The sequence below is a fragment of the Kiloniella laminariae genome (assembly GCF_027214005.1).
GTDB lineage: Bacteria > Pseudomonadota > Alphaproteobacteria > Kiloniellales > Kiloniellaceae > Kiloniella > Kiloniella laminariae_A.
In genome coordinates this window covers 479538-500045 of the sequence record NZ_JAPWGY010000001.1, presented here as the reverse complement: position 1 = coordinate 500045, position 20508 = coordinate 479538, and the positions used below count along the sequence as shown (strand labels likewise).

Below are 20508 nucleotides of genomic sequence, written 5' to 3'. Positions count from 1 at the left end.
CCTGCTTTACTTTCGATTAGACAACATCAAGATTACCGCTGTCCAACAGAGCCTTGATCGCATCATGCTGATCCAGACCACCACCGAGAAGATCAATGTTTTCAAGGCGAATGGTCGTTACATCCGTACCAGCACCGCTGCCATCGGCATCAACAGTGATAATCGTATGCGCACCATCATTTGCGATGGAGAGATAATCTTGTAGCGCCGTCGCGGTAGCGTCGTTATCGACACCGGCACTAAAGCCACTTAGCAACTCGCCGAGATCCAGAACGTCACCATCAGCAGTGTTGAAATCCTTGATGGTGTCTGTATCACCCAGCGTATCCGCTTTGAAAACAAAGCGGTCAGCCCCGGTACCACCGACGAGAATGTCATCCCCGGCACCGCCGAGCAGGATGTCATCGCCGCCGTTACCAAGCAGCGTATCGTCACCGCCGTTACCGATCAGTGTATCCGCCCCGTTACCGCCAATCAGGATCTCATCTGCGGCAGTACCGGTTATGGTTGAGCTATCCTGTACTTCAACAGAAACAGTGGCACCATCCGATGTATGTCCATCCACTGCTGTGTAATCGAAACTGCCTTCGGTGACAGACGGGGAGACAATAGCGGTACTGTCGATTTTCAATTCAACAGAATAATCATCCGATCGGCCAGTATCTCTGCCGATAGAAGCATTGTCTTCAACTCTGACATAAACTTCTACTGAGGTACCAGTCGTGTTCGTATAGCTCCCTGTCTTGAAATCTGAATCAAGCAGAGAATTTGATGCAGAATAGAGTTTGAAGTCAGGATTTCCCTCGGCTGTGATCGCACCGAGAGACAGAACCTCTCCCGCAAGTAATGTCACACGGAAAGCATCCCGATCCTTTTTTGTATTATCGTAATTCGGTCCGAACCTGTAATCATAATCCCTGGCGGAATCGAGGCTTCCTTCAAACATAATCTTATGAACAACAACATCGGCTGCTGTGGTATCATCACGAACCCAGCTTCCTCGCCACAGCTGCCTCGCCTGAGTAAAATCGGAATTTTTTTCTGTTCCGGAAACCCAATCGCCGAAGAACCAATTATATTTGAAACCGTCTCCAGACACTTCATTAATTGTCCGAACAGAGCCACTGGTGGCAAAACCGAGCGACGACAGGTCGGTTCCGCTGTCCAGTGTGAAGGAAGCAGCACCAGCTGTATGTGAGACTGTGCCATCCACAGGGTTTGATACGCCACCAACCTGTAGCTCGCTATCAACGTCCGTGTCATTTTTGAGCAATGCCCAATCTGGAATGACAACCGCGCCACTCGTGACATTGGTCAAAACGATATCATCCACGGCAACCGGCGCATCGTTGGTGCCTGTAACAATAATGGTCGCTGTGGAACTTGATGCCGCACCACTGTCGTCACTCATGGTGTAGTCGATAACCACTGTGGCTGTCTCACCGTCAGCAAGATAGTCAAAATCCGTACCGGGATTAAAGACCAGCTTGTTTCCAGAGATCGTTGCTGTCGCAGTTGGAACCGCCGGAACACCAGAAGCAAAGCTTGCTGCATCCAAAGAGAAGGTTGCAGGGCTGTCACCGTGGTCAACATCGGTGTCGTTTGCGAGCACGTCGATAACGACTGACGCGTTTTCATCTGTAAAGATACTCGGAACTGTCACATTCAGGCCGTTAACGGTCAGGCTCTCGTCATCACCAGTAATGGTAGCCGAGAAATCAACGGTCACTTTCCCTTCATTGTCGATCGTCGCATCAAAGCTATAACTCTTTGTGCCACGATCATGGGTCACAAGAACCTCAACACCGTTGATCTTGACAGTAAAGGTATCCTGATTGTGACCAACGGGATCCCAAGAACCGCCTGTTGTTGCCTCGAAGAAGACCTTGACCGATTTTCCGGCGTTTTGAACACCGAAATCAAAGGTTTCAGCATCAGAAGGATCAGCCTTTGTCAGAACATCCACACCCCCGTATACAACATCAACACCATCAGCAACGGCCACCGGCGCATCGTTGTTACCGGTGATTTTGATTTTCAGCGTTGCGGTATCATGATCGCCATCGGCGTCTTCCATCCGGTATGTAAAGCTGTCATAGACAACTTCACCTGCGGCCAGTGCCTGAACATTCGCTGCTCCGTTGTTCAGCACATAGGTATAGTCCCCGTTGGCATCAATGGTAACTGTACCGTAGGTTCCAACCATTGCCGCTGTCGTAGTGACGACAGCGCCGTCTGCACCTTGGTCATCGTTCGTCAGCACATTACCAACCGCAGTGGTGTCCAGATCTTCCTGAACCGCGTCTGCAGTATTGGCATCATCTCTCGCAACAACACCATCATCGGTAATGTGGAAATAAAGCTGCGCTGAACTTGTGTCGCCGTCAGCATCCGTCAGGACGAAGTTGAAATGCGGCTCAAGTTCGTCAGAATAACCCGTTCTGTGATCGTTGGGGTGATCCACAGCCTCATGCAACACGATTTCGTAATACCGGGTTGTGGTGTTGACTGTCAGGGTGATCACAGATGTTTCTGATCCATTCGGACCAATAACGCCTTTAAGGACCATATTTCCGTTGCCATCATCAACCGGTCCGATAAAGCGAACAGGCTCGCCACCAGAGGTAAAGGCAACATGGGGATCGCCGGGCAGGTCATTTGCTTCGACAAAGGCCAGGCTGGTAATTACAGCGGAACCCGCCCCATCACCCCCGAAATCGCCCCGGAGATAACCGGTAATCTTGTCACTTCCAGCGTGCTGGACAGTGTTCTCATGCAGGTGATCTCCATTCCGGGTGTCATCCGCATCCGGGCCATCATCCTTGATCCGGACAGAGAAATCTTTCGAGGCGGTATCGCCATCGCCGTCGGTAACCGTGGCAGTAAAGTTAAGTCTCAACTGATCCGCTGAACCAACCTGCTGTCCACCATTCTGGTCAGGATGATCAATCGGGCCAAGCAGGGTTACTTTGAAGGAACCAGAAGCTTCGTTCAGCTCAACCTTGATAACTTCAGCATCCCCAGCTTGACCAACAAGCGTCAGCTTGCCACCGATAACCACTGCAGGACCGAACATTACCGCAACGCCGTTTGACGTCAGGTTGCCGTCAAAGCCGGGCGCAACAGCGTCGCCAGCCGTTCCATCAGGATCGGTCACTGATTTCAGTTCCAGTCCGGTGAACTTGCCCCCATCAACACCAAAATTGGCATTGATCTTGCCGTAGACAGCATCTTTGTGATCGCCCCAGGTCAGGTCAGATTCTTCAAGGTCATCGTCGTTATTGTAAACAGAATCAATGCTCGGACCATCATCCTTGATGTTGATGGTGATTTTCTGTGCAGTGGTTTTATCACCATCCCCATCGGTCACGACATAGTGGATATCATCCAGAGATGTCTGCTCGTTATGGCTGTTGGTGTTCGTATGCTTGAAGGCCCGGAACTGCTCGATGACAAAATCGGCAGCATCATGTGTGCCCATCTGGTCCAGTGACGCTTTAAAGGCAATTTCTCCATTGGCATCGGCGGCTCCGCCAGTACCAACGCGACCGACAACCTGGTCACCTTCGCTATAGAGATAGATCTTTTCCCCACTCAGGGTATCGGTCAGGTCAGATACAGCACCATCAAAGGCATTGCCATCCTTGTCGGTCAGGGCGACTTTGCCATTCACATGATCTTTGCCAAAATCAAACGCCAGAGCCTGGGTTGCTTTGGAGATCATGCCAGCAGCGCGATCATCAGCGGTCAGATTGCGTTCCTGATTACCCTGATTGCCCTCTGTTTCGTCAAAGATAACCCGTGCAGTTGCCGCTGTCGGCCCACTGTCGGTCAGGTTGATCACGATATTGGTTGTCGTCGTATCGGCATCGCCATCGGTCAGCGTGACAGAAAACTTCACTGGCAAGACAGCATCTTCAGCACCCGCATGATCAATCTGGCGGAACTGGACAAAGTCGTACTTGGCAGATCCGTTCGCCAGATCCACATCTTTCAGCGTCACCACATAAACCACTTCGCCAGCAGCCGTCATGCCGACAATCTGCGAGCCATCTGCACTGAGTGTTGCGGTTACAGCTTCACCGGCAGAGGTCACATCACTGACTTCGTCAACCAGCTTGAGCGAGGCTCCCGCCAGATCAGTTCCGACATCGAAACTCAAAGCGCCGGAAACATGGGCACAAGGTGCGCCTTTGACCACGACATTGATGTTCACATCGTTGAAGTCACCATCCCCTGCGGGGATCAACAGGTCTTCCCAGTTGGAATTGCCCGGCAGGTTGTTATCAACCTCGTGATCCTGTCCCCCATCAGGGTTCAGGTCCGGCTTGCTGAAGAATGCAGGGGCACCGCTGCCTTTAAGCGCTGTGTCACCAACAAAAGCAGTCCACTTGCCATCAACCTGTTTGAAGGTCACATCGGTATCATCGCCCAGACCGCCGTTACGGGAATCTCCGTTCGGGATCAGGAAGAAACCAAAACCAACCGCACCGGCAGGCAAAGCCGAAGGATCAATGGTGAAGCTGTCGGTCAGGCCGTCTTCATGCTTGACGTTGTCCCACAGAACTGTGCCGGAAATCGGTTCCCCGGCAGTATCGACAAAGAAATAACCGTAAGAGCTGTTGTACCCGGCAGAGTCAGCATGCGCAATTTTTGCCAGCTCGACAGTTACAGGCTCGGTCACACCAACCAGGCTGTAGATCCCGCCTACCGGTGGCATTGCCACTTCGCTCAGATCAACTTCCTGTGCGTCGTTGGCAGTAAAGGCAGGACCATCATCTTCGATGGTGATCGTCGCTGTTGCCGGAGTACTGACGTCACCTTCTCCATCAATAGCCACATAGCTCAGCACCAGTGAAAGCGCATCGTCATGTTCACCGGCAGAGTTGTCACCATCTGTTGTGTGATTGATCTGCTGATACTGGACAAAGGTCATTGTCGCGGTACCGGAAGAAGCCGTTGGCTGCTCCAGATGAACAGAGAAGACGGCATTACCTTCATCATCCAGACCCCAGACAATGTTCGGGTTGGCATCATCGCGGCTCAGGAAGATCGCACTTGGATCAGCATCTCCGCCAGCAGTCATGCCAGTTACTTCAACGCTGTTATAATCTTCAAACTGCAGTTTCTCGGTACCAACATCAGACGCATCAGTGGGTGTACCCGGGCCATCCGTTTTGAAATCGTAGGAAACTTCAGCTTCGGCCTGACCGATAACGGAACCGTGAACCCCAACAGTGCTGGCGATCAAAGCGGCAGCCACTGCTGCATTCAAAGGTGCTACGTCACCAGATCCGGCATCGACACCCCTGGTTTCGTCATGGGTGAAGGTCACGCCCTGAACTTCAGGAATGTCCTCAACCACTCTGATCGTGTGGCTGCCTTCGGTTTCAGCACGATTGTTCAGATCTGTCAGCTCATCCCCGGAAAGATTGGTTTCTTCAGCAATCGCCTTCAGGCCAATCGTTGCATCCCCATCATCATGAGAAGAACCATCGCTCCAACGTGAAGAAGTCCAGTCCTGCGGGTTGAAGGTAAGGTCGATATCAACCAGACCACCGACATCATCCAGATCAGTCACATCGATTGTAATGCTGTAAGTCGTATTCAGACCGATATCACCCGGGTTCTGCCCTGCAGCGAGTCCATCAACCGTATAGGCATAAGCAAACGTCGGGATCCAGTCAGACGGAATACCGCTCAAGACAATCGTGTGAACTTCAGAACCATCGGTGTAATCACCAAAGGTAACGTTAACCGGAACAGTAACTTCAGCCTGTTCGTCATAAACATTGCTATCAGAACCTGCGCCACCGGCGCTCAAAATATTGGCCAGCAGGTTAGAACTGTCTGATGTCAGTTCATGCACTTCACCAACGCCCAGAAAATCCACCAATGCCTGATATTCGGCAACATAGCTGGATGTCGCCATGAAAATCGGAACGATGCCCGAATCAGCAAGAGCCGCTTTCAACTGTGCCAGAGAAGGATAATCTTCATCCAGATCGGCCGTCAGATCGCCGTCGCCATCGTTGGCACCAAGACCCGATGCATCCCCCGCTTTGTGGAAAGAGTTATCAGTCGTCAGAACCACGTACTTTGATGCACCGCTACGGAAGCCAAGATCTCCAGCATTCTGCGCCAGATTCAAAAGAGCTTCGATCTGCGCTTCCGGTCCGTCGTTTCCACCCGTTGCACTAAAACCATCAACAGCGGATTGAACTGCTGCCAGATCATCGGTCACATTCTCGGCATTCTGGAACACATAATCGCTATCATCGCCATAAGGATCGAGTGGCTTGTCTTTAAAGCTGCCCGCTCCCAGACGAACATCAGCAGTAAATGCATCCCCGTTGATCTTAGCGATCAAGCCGGAAATTGCAGACTTCACATTCGCAAGATCATCACGGAAAGATCCTGTCAGATCTTGCAGCAGATACATATCAACCAAGCCATCACCGCTCAGCCCACCATCACCGAATACGGGTTTGTCAGCAGCAGCGTCCACCACGGCAACAGCTGTGGCAGGGATAGAGGCACTGTCACCGGAATCCGGATCAGAAATATTGGCGACTGCGTTAACCGTGATATCCGCATCGGAATCAGCAGGCGGCAGAATGAAAATCGCGTCGTAGTCTTCCGGCAGGATTGTTACCGGAAAAGTCCCGCCATAAACATTGGCGGCATCAGAACCGCCGATGTAAAGGGTAACACCGTCCGGCAGCGCGTTGATAACAACGGAATCAAGTGTTTCATTGTCTGCGGGAGTAAAATTAAACTGTACCTGCATCGGGGCGCGGCTTTCATCCCCCAGGTGCTGGTTTGGCTGCCAGTCTTCGAAACCGCCAGAGAAAGAGCCGGAAACAAAGTTGTCGCCGTCTTCACCACCATCACCGGGGACTTCCGTCTGGACAGACAGGAAGGTAATATCAAAGGTCCCTTCAGCCGGGTCAGAAATATCTTCTCCATCAGCCAGAAGACCAAAGCCAAGCTCGGTACCGCCAAGAGCCCCCTGAGCATTCAGCAGGTCAATATTTTCGCCGAGATCATCGCTGTAGGTACTGCCACCGCCACCGGCAGGGCCGTTACCCGCACCGGTTCCACCAGCTGCCGTTTCCAGCGTTCCGTCGCCATCTGCCAGCGCCAGAGCCTGACCGATCAGCTGATTGGCGGCAATTTCAATACCGTTGATCACCAGTACAGGTGCATCTGCACCCTGTGCCTGGGAAACCAGCCCAAGGAAGACAAGCTGGCTATCGGCAGCGCCATCGCCATTGCTGTCAAAAGACAGAACGAAGTTGTCGCCATCAACCGAAGGGGTCGCCGCAGCTGCATCAAAATCAAGAACCGCCTGCTGACCGCTTTCCAGACGCTGCTCAATGGTCTGACCTGCCGCCGTCGGCGCCGCAACCACAACAGCGGCTGCTTGACCAACAACATAATCCCGGCCCTCGCTACCAGAGGTGCTTTCAGTAGAAGTCAGTTCAGGTGTGCCCTGTGTCAGATGATCAGTCATGTTATTCCTGTTTCTTTGAAAGTGGAGGATTGCGCTCCAGAGACAACTGCAATCTATCGGCGAATAATTTTCTGGAATCCACCATACTCAAAAATTCACCGCGCACAACCATAACGGCGCCAAAAACTACAGCAATATGTATGATATTTATTGCAGGAATCAATTCTTTGTATATTTCAACAAAGGTACATTATTTTTATCTTTGGGAATGGTACAGGGAGGTTCCACCCCCTGTCTTGAGATCTATTCCTCTTCCCAACCAGTCTTCCTCCCCCTTCCGATACACTGAAAGCTGATATCAATCAGCACAGGGGGGGCAAAAAGATACAGCCTGCTTTTTCATATCTCAGACCTCGGTAAAAGCTCTTGTGGCAAACTGTTTTTCTTCACTGATCTTGCCTAAACCATAAAGCCCCGGACCTTGCGATCCGGGGCTTTATGGTTTTTCACAGGATTTGAGGACCAGTTGCCTCTAGACAGTACCGAACACCGTTACAGTCAGATCGTCTTCAACGTAAAGCTTGACGGTCTCGCCAAGAGCGCCAGTCCCGCTATATTCGTTAAAGGTCAAGCCAGCAGTTGATCCTTCGGTGCCAATAATACCTGTTGCTGTCTGGGTCCAGGCAATCTCGGAATCCCCGGAAGATCCAACAGCCTGTCCAGCTTCCAGATTGACCCCGTCTTTGACACCGTCCCCGATAACAAACAGGGTGTTGTCTCCATCGGTCATGTCGATCACATCCTGCACCGAAAGCATCCCGGTCGAGGTCAATGACGGATTTGGCCCGCTAGAGACACCAAAGTCTTCATTTCCAGTGCTGCCATTGGTCAGATCGATAACTTCGATATTCCTGATCAGATCGGTATCAAAACTGGTACTTCCGCCACCACCTGGTGTTACCCAGATGGATTGATTGGCCGCACCAGCACCCGGCAGAACAACCGTATCGAAACCATCACCGCCATCAATCGGAGAACCCACTGCAAATGTGAAGGTTTCATCAGTTCCTGGCGGTGGCGGCGTTACAGCTGTGACATTGATATCAAGCCGGGCGGTCGAGGTATCGCCATCCGCATCAGTAATTTGATAGGTAAAGCTGTCAACCAGATCAACGTCTGTCACATCTGCTTTTGCTGCGTAGGTATAGGAACCATCTTCACTTAGCGTCAGAGTGCCGTAAGCCGTTTCAATCGGTGCACCCAATGCCAATGGTGTGCCATCCCCGGCAACAACGCCAGTTACAACCGCACCATCAGCCCCAAGATGATCATTCACAAGAACACCAGCAGTGGCCAAGACAGTAAGGGTTTGCCCCTCATCGACATCGCCACTATCAACAACTGCAAGCGGACTGTCGTCGTTCAGATCCAGCAAGATTGTACCCCCTGCTGTATCGCCATCATTGTCTGTTACATAATAGTTTATACTAAATCGAGCATTGTTTTCATCTCCTCCATTGACATGTTGCAATGGAGCAAGCTGTGTTACAGTGTATGTACCTGATGTTGTGTCGTTTAATGTAAGGCGGAATATGCTGACGTAACTACCATCCTGTTCTACATCTTGAGCAAGGGTTATTTCGCTAGCACTTACATACACCCCAAGCTTACCAACAGCCCCTCCCGAAGTACCCATCGAAGTGATAACAATACTTTGGATACCATCAGCACCAGCATCGAAATCTAGTGTACCGGTCAAGTTTTCGCTATCAGGATCAACATCGCCAACACCACCGGCATGACCACCCGCAAGGGCGTCATCATCCAGTTTAATACGTGCATTATTGGCATTGTTCACCGTTGGCACCGCATCTTTAACCGTAATGTTCAAGGTTGTGGTGGAAACATCACCGTCCGCATCCTTGATTTCATAGGTAAAGCTATCAACAACATCATCGCTGATCGTGCCGGACTTAGCTTCGTATGTGTAAGACCCGTCAGCATTCAGGGTCAGGAAACCGTAAGCCGTTTCAATCGCAGCACCCAATGCCACAGGCGTTCCAGTACCCGCAACAACACCGGATACAACCGCGCCATCAGCACCTTGCGCATCATTGGCAAGAACACCGTTCGCCGCGGTAACATCAAGGGTGCCAGCTTCGGTAACTTCGCCGTTGTCTGTAACAGCAAGCGGGCTGTCATCATCAACATTGACAGAAATTGATCCGGATGCGCTATCGCCATCCTTATCAACCACTTCGTAGTTGATGGTGAACTGGGTATTGTTTTCGTCCAGACCTGCAGTATGCGCAACCGCCGCCAGCTGTGTCACCGTATAGGCACCTGACGTGTTATCTGTCAGGTTCACACGGAAAACATCTGTTGCTACGCCGTTAATAAGCTGACTGACCGTAAGAACAGTACCATCGCCGGACACACTGGAGGAGAAACCGGCACCGGATGGCAAAGCTGCCCCGGTCAACAGAACACTTTCTACACCGTCTGCACCTGCAGCGAAGTTCAAGGTCCCGCTCAGGTTTGCAGAATCAGGATCAACGTCCCCTGTACCACCCGCATGACCACCCGTCAGGGCATCATCATCCAGTTGAACCAAAGCGTTCAGGCTGCTGTCGATAACCGGCTCACTGTCTTCGATATAGATGCTGAGGGTTTCTTCATCCTCGTCACCATCGCCATCACGAACTTTGAAACCAAAGTCGAGAGTAAGAGGGTCAGTTGTATTGCTGCCATCTGTTGATTTATCAGGATGGTCCACCGGCCCGTGAAGCGTCACAGTATATTCGCCAGTCCCGGGGTTAACCTTGAGTGTCACGATATCAGTTGCACCGCCATCAATTGTTCCGACAAGAACAAGGTTGCCATCGATATCAGTACCAACAGCCCCAAAATCAACATCCTTGCCACCTGATTTCAGAACGGCCCCATCCGGGTTGCCGTCTTCACTGTCTTCCCAGCCTTCGAACCAGAGATCGACAACTGCGATACCATCTGCATTGTGATCGATATCAAGCGTGCCGGACACAACATCATTTGTATCGTCGTTGTCCAGCAGGTTTGCTTCACTGATATCTTCAGACGCATAGGTGTCATGCGCATCGGCTTCGTCATCTTCGATGACAACAACAAGGTCGGCGGTATCCGTATCACCGTCAGTGTCTGTAATCGTATATTTGAACTGCAGGCTTAGCGGGTCCTTGTCATTTGCATCGTCTTCAAGGCTCAGATCAGGGTGATCAATTCCCTTGAACACTTCCACAGTATAAGCACCGGATGTCGGATTAATCGTCACGGTAACAACAGGTGTTGTGCCACCAGCGCCATCAGATACTGTTCCAACCAGAACCAACTGACCACCGATCAGTTCAGCCGGACCAAAAGTGACGGCTTCGCTACCCGAAGTCAGTATCGTGCCATTGGGATTGTTGTCTTCCGTATCTGACCAGCGGATAAATTCAACATCCGTGATGGAGCCGCCATCCGCACCGAAATCAACATCAAGTGTACCACTAACAGCAGCACCACCGTGCAGCATATCGTGCTCGGAAACCCAGGAACTTTTGTGGGTTCTGTACTCACTATCCGCATCCGGACCATCATCTTTCACACGTACGGAGAAGTCTTTCGAAGCAGTGTCGCCATCGCCGTCGGTTACTGTCGCTGTGAAGGTCAGTTTCAACTGATCACGAAATCCAACCTGTTGCCCGCCATTCTGATCCGGGTGATCAATCGGGCCAAGCAAGGTCGCTTTGAAGGAACCGGAATCTTCGTCCAGTGTCACTTTGATGACTTCGGCGTCACCCGCTTTACCGATAAGCGTCAGCTTGCCACCGATAACAACCGCAGGACCAAAGACAACCGCAACGCCGTTTGATGTCAGGTTACCGTCAAATCCAGGCGCAACAGCATCGCCAGCCGTCCCGTCCGGATCAGTTACGGATTTCAGCTCCAGCCCGGTGAACTTGCCACCATCAACACCGAAATCAGCATAAATGCGGCCAGAGATCGTATCTTTGTGATCGCCCCGGGTCAGATCAGATTCTTTAAAATCATCATTGTTATTGCGAATATAGCCAATGCTTGGGCCATCATCCTGAATGGTTATGGCCAGATTGGCGTATTCACTGACATCGCCTTCGTCATCAATTGCACGTATTTGCAGATTCAGCGCCGCCGTAACTTCATCGTGTGAATCCGGGTCAGGGTTATGAACTGACTGGAATTGAACAAATGTCGCTGTCAGACTGCTGCTTTCGCCTGCTGACGGCTGTTCAAGATGAACCGCAAAGACCGCTTCACCATCATCCGTCAGCCCCCAGACAATATTGGGGTTCGCAGGATCTGTATGCAGGAAGATCGCTTCGCCAGCCGTTGTTTGCAAGACGCTCAGCGTTCCATCATAGGCTTTGAATTCAAAACTTTCACCATCGATATTATTATCATCAACAGTAGAATCAGTCGCCGCGTCGCCCGTGTTGGGGCCATCTGAGAAGAAGTTGACCGCAACTTCATTCTGCGCAAAGCCTAACAGATCCGAAACAGAATCAACTTCATCGAAATCGCGACCACTTTTATAAATCGCCAGAGCAACAGAACTTCCAGTCCACCGGACATCATCGGCATCGCTTTGAACGAAGCGACTTTCGTCATGAACCAGTGTTGCGTCCTGTACTTCTGGCACATCTTCTTTGATATCGACCGTTACAGTGTCCACAGTTGTGGAAATATCGTTCAGCTCTGTAAGATCCGAGCCACTCAGGTTTGTTTCACTTGCTGTTGCTGTCACCGTGATTTCAGCGGGACCATCCTTGTTCTCGGAACCATCATTCAGACGCTGTGACGTCCAATCCAGTGGATCAAAGGTAAAGTCAATGGTCACACTGCCGTTCCCGACCACACCATCCGGGGTATCTGTCACCGGATCAATGCCGTTCAATCTGTCGACATAGTCCGTGATATCAAAAGTATAGGTAACAAAACCACCTGAAGTTTCTGTTGAGACACTGACCAGACCAGCGTGCTCTCCAAAGGTTTCTTCAAGATCCAGAACCCAGTCAGCCGGAACACCCTTTAGCTCAACCTGATGGGTTTCTGATCCATCGGCAAAATCATCAAAGGTCAAGGAAACAGGAATAGTCGTAAGTTCGGGCGTTTCTTCATCGTGACTGATGATCTTTCCTTCGGTGGAAAGATTGTCCAGAATCACGGCCGGGTCCCAGATACCATTGATGCTGTCCCCTTCGTTAAAGAGAACAAAGCTTATGGTCGCCTCACCTGTTTGATCAAAAGTATGCGTAAAGCTCTTCGCGCCAGAGCTTTCATCCCAGCTTTCACCATCAAAACTTTGCGATGCACCGTTTGGTGCCTCCAAGTTTTCACTCAATTTAAAAGCTTTACCATTGATCACGATAAAGAGGGCATCATTGTAGTTGTCGCCAACTTCGTTCACGAGAAACTCATAATCAAGCGTCAGGGTTTGTCCTGCTGCAACCTGGAAAGTTCCCGACATGGCAACGCCGTCGAAGAAACCTTCGTCATCGTCAGCTTGTACGGTGCGCAGACCTTCAAATGTTCCATCATCAAGTCCCAAAGAACTCTCAATATCAGAAACGTTTACATAGCCGGGATTACCGCCAAACGCGAAAAGAGCATCATTACCGCCATTTACGTTAATCAACTTTCCTGCTGCGGTCAGAACTGTCCAGTCAGATAGATCAGAAAAAGCATTTTCAATGACCGTACCTTCTTTAGCCACGATCTCAACATCAGGCTTATCCGCAGCCGCATCAATGATTGCGGTTCCTGATGCTGTTACAGACGCTGTTTCGCCGCTGTCAGGGTCAGAAATGTTTGCAGTAATCGTAACAGGAATATCTGCGTCGCTGTGTTCATCACCCTGCAGATAAACTTCATCCAGATCAGAGCCCAGGATATTGATCGGCAAAGTACCGACTTCAGAGCCAGGGACACTGCTGAAAACGATATTTTCAGGGGCAAAGCCACCAACGTAAAGCGTAACACCAACGGGTAAAGACGTAATGTCGATGGAATCAACCACCTCGTTGTCCGCAGGCACAAAGGTAAAGGCAATCTGCATCGGAGATTCAGTTTCATCCCCGAGATGCTGGTTCGCCTGCCAGTCTTCAAAACCACCGACAAAAGCACCCTTTACATCGGCGCCATCGACAACAGTCGTGGCAAAGGTAAAGCTGAAGACACCTTCTGCCGGATCAGGTGCGTCAGCCCCACTTGGAACGCCAATCAAGGAACCAACAGTCCCATCAATAACGCCCTGAGCATTCAGCAGGTCAATATTTTCGCCGAGATCATCGCTGTAGGTACTACCACCACCGCCGGCAGGACCCGCACCGGCGCCGGTTCCGCCAGCTGCCGTTTCCAGCGTTCCGTCGCCATCTGCCAGCGCCAGAGCCTGACCAATCAACTGATTGGCGGCAATTTCAACACCGTTGATCACCAGCACAGGTGCATCCGCACCCTGTGCCTGGGAAACCAGACCAAGGAAGACAAGCTGGCTATCGGCAGCGCCATCGCCATTGCTGTCAAAAGACAGAACAAAGTTGTCGCCATCAACCGAAGGGGTCGCCGCAGCTGCATCAAAATCAAGAACTGCCTGCTGACCGCTTTCCAGACGCTGCTCAATGGTCTGACCTGCCTGGCTTGGCGCCCCGATTGAAATCACAGTGGCCTGTCCAACAACATTATCCCTGCTCTCTTCCCCGGAAACTGTTTCAGCAGAAGTCAGCGCAGACGTGTCCTGTGTCAGATTATCAGTCATCTCGATCCCATCCATATGTTCTATTGAAGGATTGCACTCCCAAGAAAAGGCAACCAGCTTTGATATTATTATTGGCAGTCAGCCTAAAGCACTGCGAAGTAATATCAACCCCGGTGACCGAAATTCACATGGATATATGTATGATTCTTTAATACAAGAATATATTCTTTAATTCTCACAAGCCAACAAATTAAACGAATAAATAAATTGAATAATCATTTAATACCAATGACTCATGCAAACTAGAGACATACATACCCCGATATTCACAATCACTGTGTGTAGGAATAAATTGTAAGTACAATCTAATCAGACAATGTGATTTCAAGACATTTACCCCACCCCATAACATTCTTCTTACCTTTATTATCAGGCTGGTATAGGGTTGTTGCCTCCTTGGGTGCCCTGGAAATTACCAGCCCCCCCCGCATCAAATATCCCGCCTTTAAAACTTGGTCTTCCTATGCCCTCTCCCATAAAAACCATTGATTACTACTACTCCACGCGTTCGAATTTCACATATCTGGGCGCGGCGCGGCTGAATTCTCTGGCGCAGAAGTACGGGTGGCGGATTGTCCATCGGCCAATCCTGCTGTCTGTGATCATGCCGCCCATTGGCGGCCTGCCTTTTGATGCCCGGCCAACCATGCTGCGCAACTATGCCATGAACGATGCCCTGCGCTGGGCTGAGCATCTTGGTATTTCCCTGCAGCGGGAGCCCGTGTATCACGACGGCCCGGTTGAACTGCCTTCCGGCATCGTCATAGCGGGACAGCGCGCCGTGAACCGGGGCGAAGTTGGCAATATTGATCTGCTCAGTCTGAAAGTGGTCGAGGCCCTCTGGCGCGACGACAGGGATATTGCCGATGCGGCTGTTATCGAAGATCTGTGCCAGCAGGCCGGATTTGTCGACCCCAAATCCTTGATCAGTGAAGCTCTCAGCCCGGCGGTTCAGGCTGAACTGGAACGCAACTGCCGCGAGGCCATCATTCGCGGCGTCATCGGCGCGCCAACCTATTTTGTCGAGGGGGAAAATTTCTACGGTCAGGACCGGTTGGAGTTTGTTGAACGGGCCTTGCAGAAACAATCCCATGCAAAGAAAACGCTGTAAGAGAGAAGCAGCTATCGCAAGAGCCACCACTTCTCTTGACCTGCCAGACCAGATTAAAAAAACCTGTTTACTCACAGGCCTTGAATCACAAATCTGTTTTTAATCAGGGGTCTGAAGACGCGGTGTCCAGTCTTCGACCTCACAACGGATCAGACGTTTTTGCGCCAGGCTGCGCCAGCTCTCGGTCAAAAACTCACACCCGGCCAAAGCCTGGAGCCTCTCCCGGTTCAGGGTATCGACATACAGCACCCTGTGCACAGCTGCCAGCGACCATTCCGCGGCAGGCCGTTCTATCAGGCTCAAGCTGTCACCAGCCTGTACCCTGCCCTCTTCCAGGACCCGGTAATACCAGCCCGTGCGACCAGAGGACTGGACAACAGCTGCCATCTTTGGCCAGCCAAAACGGACATTGAGTTTCCAGCAGGGCTGCCGCCCCTGTGACACCTGAACCAGGGCAGTCCCCAGACGGTAGATATCGCCGATACAGACATCTGCCTCACCCAGTCCGGTTGTTGATATATTCTCGCCAAAGCCGCCTACTGTCAGCCTGTCCGCAGAAATATCGGGCACTTCCGCTTGCCAGACCGGGTAGTGATCGAGGGCGTAGTGATGGAGTGCCTTTTCAAGCCCGCCGTGATGCCGGGGATCAGCCTGTTCATCACCGGCCAGACCAAGTTTGCCGACAACGACCGGGCCGGTAACGGCGGTTTTGGCAATGGCGCTTGGCTGTCCCTTTGGACCAAAGGAGACAGCCCTGCCCATCAGGATCGCATCAAGATGATGGTCCTTCGTCGTCATGAGATATCTTTCAACCTGATCAGGAAGCCCGGAAGGGTTCCGTATCGGTAAAGCGGACCGGCTTGCCCTGGGGATCGCCCAGCAGTTCACCGTCTTTCATCACAACAGTCCCCCGGATGATCGTCGCCATCGGCCAGCCCTTGACCTGCACACCATCAAACGGCGACCAGCCACACTTGTAGGCCAACCATTCCTTGGTAATGGTTTCTTCGCGGTTCATGTCAACGATGGTAAAATCAGCATCAAAACCACAGGCAATACGTCCCTTACCCGCAATGTTATATACCCGTGCCGGACCAGAGGACGTCAAATCCACCAGCCGTTCCAGCGACAGATTGCCCTTGTTTACATGATCAAGCATCAGTGGGATCAAAGTCTGAACGCCGGGCATACCTGACGGCGATTTTGGATAAGGCTTCTGCTTTTCTTCAATCGTGTGCGGTGCATGATCTGATCCGAGAACGTCAACGATCCCGTTGCGGATGCCTTCCCACAGTCCCAGCCGATGTTCTTCATCACGAATTGGCGGATTCATCTGGGCAAAGGTGCCGAGGCGCTCATAACAGTCCGGCGCAGAAAGGGTGAGATGCTGCGGTGTGGTTTCGACCGTCACCAGATCCTTGTTCGCCGCAAGGATCGGCAGTTCATCCTTACTGGTAACATGCAACACCTGAATGCGGCGGCCGGTCTGACGTGCCAGACGGCAAATCCGGGTTGTCGCAATAACCGCCGCTTCAGCATCGCGCCATACCGGGTGCATCACCGGGTCTGCCCCATCACGGACCAGCGCAAAACGTTCGCGCAGGCGGTCTTCGTCTTCGGCATGGATCGGGCAACGACGATTGCCGTTTTTCAATACCCGAAGCAGCAACTCTTCTTTTTCTACCAGCAAACTTCCGGTGGAGGATCCCATAAAGATCTTGATCCCGGCACAGCCCGGAAGTCTTTCCAGTTCGGCCAGTTCATCAACGTTTTCTTCCGCCGCCCCGATAAAGAAAGCATGATCGGTCCAGGCCCGGTTTTCACAGCGCGCCAGTTTGTCAGCCAGTTCAGCTGCACCCAGTGTATTGGGCTGGGTGTTCGGCATTTCGAAAATTGCAACGATCCCCCCAAGCGCCGCCGCAGCTGTTCCACAAGCCAGATCTTCCTTGTGCTCCAGTCCCGGTTCACGGAAATGAACCTGGGTATCAATCGCACCGGGCAGGACGTGTTGCCCCGCGGCGTCATACCGTTCTTTTGCCTCCGCCCCGGAAAGATCACCAAGCGCAGCAATGCGCCCGTTTCTGACCCCGACATCAATTGCTTCTATGCCATTGGGAGTAACAACCTGTCCCCCCGTGATCACCAGATCAAAACTCTCGCTCATAACCACAGTCCCTTTTTCTTAACAGGCTGCCCTATTATCCCGCCCGTCAGTCTGACGGGCAACAGTCATTTCTGAAAACCAGCTTGCTTACCTGAAAACCTGCTCTCGCTCAGCCAGTAATCTGGTAAAAAGATCAATATAGTTCTGGACGCAGGCTTCTTCGGTATAGGCTTTTTCATAGCTGTCCCAGCCCGCCTTGACCAGCCCTTCGGCCAGGCCCTTTTCGTCGATCACCCGTGTCATTGCCACCGCCATGGCTTCAGCATCATCGACCGGAACCATCAGGGCATCCTTGTCGGCTGTCGCGATTTCCAGTGGACCCGCCGTCCGGGTGGTAATCAGCGGACATTTCATTGCCCAGGCCTCGATCATCACAGAGCCAAAAGGCTCGAACCGGGACGGGAAAACACAAAAATCTGCAGTGGCCAGTAAAGCACCGCGATCATTGCGCCACCCCAGAAAGCGCACCCTGTGAGCCACATCAAGATCCCGGGCCATCTGTTCCAGCTCAACCCGGAGAGGTCCTTCCCCGGCAATCCAGATATAGGGGCGGTTTTCCAGCTTTGCTGCCTGCAACAGGATGTCAAAAGCCTTGTTCTCGTGTAATCTGCCAAGTGAAACGATCAACGGGACATCTTCGGGTGTATCCAGTTCAGCCCGCGACACAGGAAGGGCATCACGATCAACCGAGGCAAAGTTGGGCACATGATGAGCCCGTCCCTCAGGCCAGCCGGCCTGATCAAGATACCGGACGATATCCTTGGTATTGCCAATCAGATGATCGCAGTTTTTGTAATTCTTGAGTTTGTAATAGCCCCCGAGACGGGCAACGTGCAGGAAGTCACCTTTTGGACAAAGCTTGCTGGCCCGGTTCATGAAGGTCAAAACCACATCAGGATGATATTGCTTTATTCTGGCTTTAAGCCCCGGTTTGGTCTTGAAATCAAGAATCTGGCGAAAAGGCAGTACAAGCGTTTCTATGCCATTGCTGCGAAGAGTCGAAAAACGTTGCTCGTTTGGACCGATAACAGCCTGCGTCTCGACTCCTGCCCGGTGCAACGCCAGTGCAAGCTGTGTGAAAAATGTTTCTGCACCGCCCTCACCACCAGCTCCCATAACCAGTAAAATCCGCAACCTGCTCTACTCCTGCTTCCTTTGCTCTATCCCGGTAATACCACCTTGGCAGAAGGGAATAACAAAGCCTTAATTCCCCTTCAGATATCTCGACAGCTGTATCCGACTTTTTATTGCCCCTTTGTTTAACGGAATTATTCAGGAAAGAAAACATGGGCCTTATAGAGAAAGCGTAAATCTTCCGGGCAGAGATAAAAATGCCCTCTCCCCCGGCATCAACTGCATTATCACATAACGATCACCAAATCTGCGAACGATACAACATAGATTCATTGGAACTAACATATAAACCCGGACCAGATTTCCCCGACAGATGCCAATTCACCCGGCAGATGCCAATTCAAGGGTCTTGATAAATAAGGTTTTCCTTTTCCGATTTTGCCGTTATGAGCTTTCAGTGTAATCTTGGAATAAATTGGGCAAGACCGAGCACCCTTGCGGGAATATATACTCTCTTTGTCTGATAACTAGGGGTAAGTTGCAGTAATGACCATTGATCGTTCCGGGGGAGAGAAAGGCCAGGAAAAGATGAATGCCTCTGCCAAATCAATCAGGCTCGCCCCGATTGCCGAAAAATTACCGGAAGACCCGGATATGGTTCCCCAGGATTTTGACCCCGGACCACAACCGGCAGGCAGTGATGACCATAGGCATATTCTGGTCATCAAGCTCTCGGCTTTTGGTGACTTCGTGCTCTCGATCCGCTCGTTCCAGGCCATACGTGCCCATCACCCCAAAGCCGATATCACCCTGTTGACCACAGCCCCTTATGCCGCCCTTGCCCGGGCCAGCAGCTGTTTTAACTCTGTCTGGATCGATACGCGGCCTAGAATTTATGACATTCCTGCTCTGTTCAAATTGCGTAAAAATCTACACTCAGGGCATTTTAGCCGGGTCTATGATCTTCAGCGCAATGACCGGAGCCATCTTTATTACCGTTTGTTTCCTCTGAAAAAACCTGAGTGGGTCGGTACGATAAAGGGCTGTTCTCACTACTACAAAAAGCCGGAGAACGGGGTCTATCATATTGCTGTCAGAGAAAAAAACCAGCTGGAAGTCGCAGGGATCAAGAATATCCACCTGCCTGATCTTTCTTTTATTACGGCTGAAATAGAAGAACTTCACCTGCCCAGAGCTTATGCCATGCTGGTTCCTGGAGGCGCAGCCCATCGCCCGCAAAAACGCTGGCCTGCTGAAAACTATGCCGAACTGGCCCATCACCTGACCCATCTGGGCATTACCCCCGTCATCATCGGCGGCACGTCAGAACAGGCAGAATGCGACACGATCAAGGACCTCTGCCCCGCGGCCCGTAATCTCTGTGGGGCAACGTCGCTGGAACAAATTGCTGTAATTGCCCGAAAGTCACAGTTTGCCATTGGCAATGACACCGGCCCCATGCACCTGATCTCTGCCGCAAGCTGTCCCACTGTCGTTCTTTTTTCTGCAGCCTCGGACCCCAACAAAATCTCGCCAATCGGTCCAGACGTCCAGATAATCCAGACTGATAACCTGCAGGATCTTACCCTTGAAGAGGTCACGGCTGCCCTCCCGGCTGCACAACTGGACTAGCGATAAAAACCAAAAACCGGGGATCTGGATCCATCGTCGGTGAGAAAAACATTTTTTGGGCCGCAGAAATACCCGTTGTTCATCCAGAACGACTAAAGACAGCCGCGACTGCAGACAGTGTTGCAATAAGCATCTGCGAACGTGATTACCACACGAACAAAAAAGAGGCGCCCACAAGGGGCGCCTTTTGCAAAGGGGGCAATAAGTCTTGGCTTCATGTTCAAGAACATGCTAGTCACAGAGTAACCTTACCAGGA

At 51.5% G+C, this 20508-nt stretch carries 7 protein-coding genes; 2 read left to right on the top strand and 5 right to left on the bottom strand.

All coding sequences use genetic code 11. From position 1 onward, the window contains the following. Window positions 1–16: 16 nt before the first annotated feature. Both O4H49_RS02185 and O4H49_RS02180 read right to left on the bottom strand, forming a co-directional pair. Window positions 17–7516: a DUF5801 repeats-in-toxin domain-containing protein gene (locus O4H49_RS02185; protein WP_269421769.1), complete on the bottom strand. Its 7500-nt coding sequence runs from the start codon at window positions 7514–7516 to the stop codon at window positions 17–19. A 472-nt stretch (window positions 7517–7988) separates the two neighbouring features. Further along, a complete protein-coding gene (locus O4H49_RS02180) occupies window positions 7989–14270 on the bottom strand; it encodes a DUF5801 repeats-in-toxin domain-containing protein (RefSeq protein WP_269421768.1) in 6282 nt (2093 codons plus the stop codon). 463 nt (window positions 14271–14733) lie between these two features. On the opposite strand from O4H49_RS02180, the gene O4H49_RS02175 reads away from it, so the two are divergent. Continuing rightward, entirely contained in the window at window positions 14734–15381 is a 648-nt protein-coding gene (locus O4H49_RS02175; RefSeq protein ID WP_269421767.1) for a 2-hydroxychromene-2-carboxylate isomerase, read from the top strand. Window positions 15382–15480: 99 nt separating this feature from the next. Here O4H49_RS02175 and O4H49_RS02170 read toward each other — a convergent pair whose 3' ends face one another. The 3 genes from O4H49_RS02170 to O4H49_RS02160 form a co-directional block, all read right to left on the bottom strand. After that, window positions 15481–16179, bottom strand: a complete 699-nt coding sequence (locus O4H49_RS02170) for an MOSC domain-containing protein (RefSeq protein ID WP_269421766.1) — start codon at window positions 16177–16179, stop codon at window positions 15481–15483. 19 nt (window positions 16180–16198) lie between these two features. Further along, a complete protein-coding gene (locus O4H49_RS02165; protein ID WP_269421765.1) occupies window positions 16199–17545 on the bottom strand; it encodes a dihydroorotase in 1347 nt (448 codons plus the stop codon). An 87-nt stretch (window positions 17546–17632) separates the two neighbouring features. After that, window positions 17633–18679, bottom strand: coding sequence for a glycosyltransferase (locus O4H49_RS02160; RefSeq protein ID WP_269421764.1), 1047 nt, complete (start codon window positions 18677–18679; stop codon window positions 17633–17635). Window positions 18680–19165: 486 nt separating this feature from the next. Here O4H49_RS02160 and O4H49_RS02155 point away from each other — a divergent pair, with 486 nt between their 5' ends. Beyond that, window positions 19166–20251: a glycosyltransferase family 9 protein gene (locus O4H49_RS02155; RefSeq protein ID WP_269421763.1), complete on the top strand. Its 1086-nt coding sequence runs from the start codon at window positions 19166–19168 to the stop codon at window positions 20249–20251. The last annotated feature ends 257 nt before the right edge of the window (window positions 20252–20508 follow it).

Excerpts from the sequence above, each read along its gene's own strand:
- O4H49_RS02155 (WP_269421763.1), top strand. The coding sequence starts at position 19,166 with ATGACCATTGATCGTTCCGGGGGAGAGAAAGGCCAGGAAAAGATGAAT.
- O4H49_RS02185 (WP_269421769.1), bottom strand. The coding sequence starts at position 7,516 with ATGACTGATCATCTGACACAGGGCACACCTGAACTGACTTCTACTGAA.
- O4H49_RS02165 (WP_269421765.1), bottom strand. The coding sequence starts at position 17,545 with ATGAGCGAGAGTTTTGATCTGGTGATCACGGGGGGACAGGTTGTTACT.
- O4H49_RS02170 (WP_269421766.1), bottom strand. The coding sequence starts at position 16,179 with ATGACGACGAAGGACCATCATCTTGATGCGATCCTGATGGGCAGGGCT.
- O4H49_RS02180 (WP_269421768.1), bottom strand. The coding sequence starts at position 14,270 with ATGACTGATAATCTGACACAGGACACGTCTGCGCTGACTTCTGCTGAA.
- O4H49_RS02175 (WP_269421767.1), top strand. The coding sequence starts at position 14,734 with ATGCCCTCTCCCATAAAAACCATTGATTACTACTACTCCACGCGTTCG.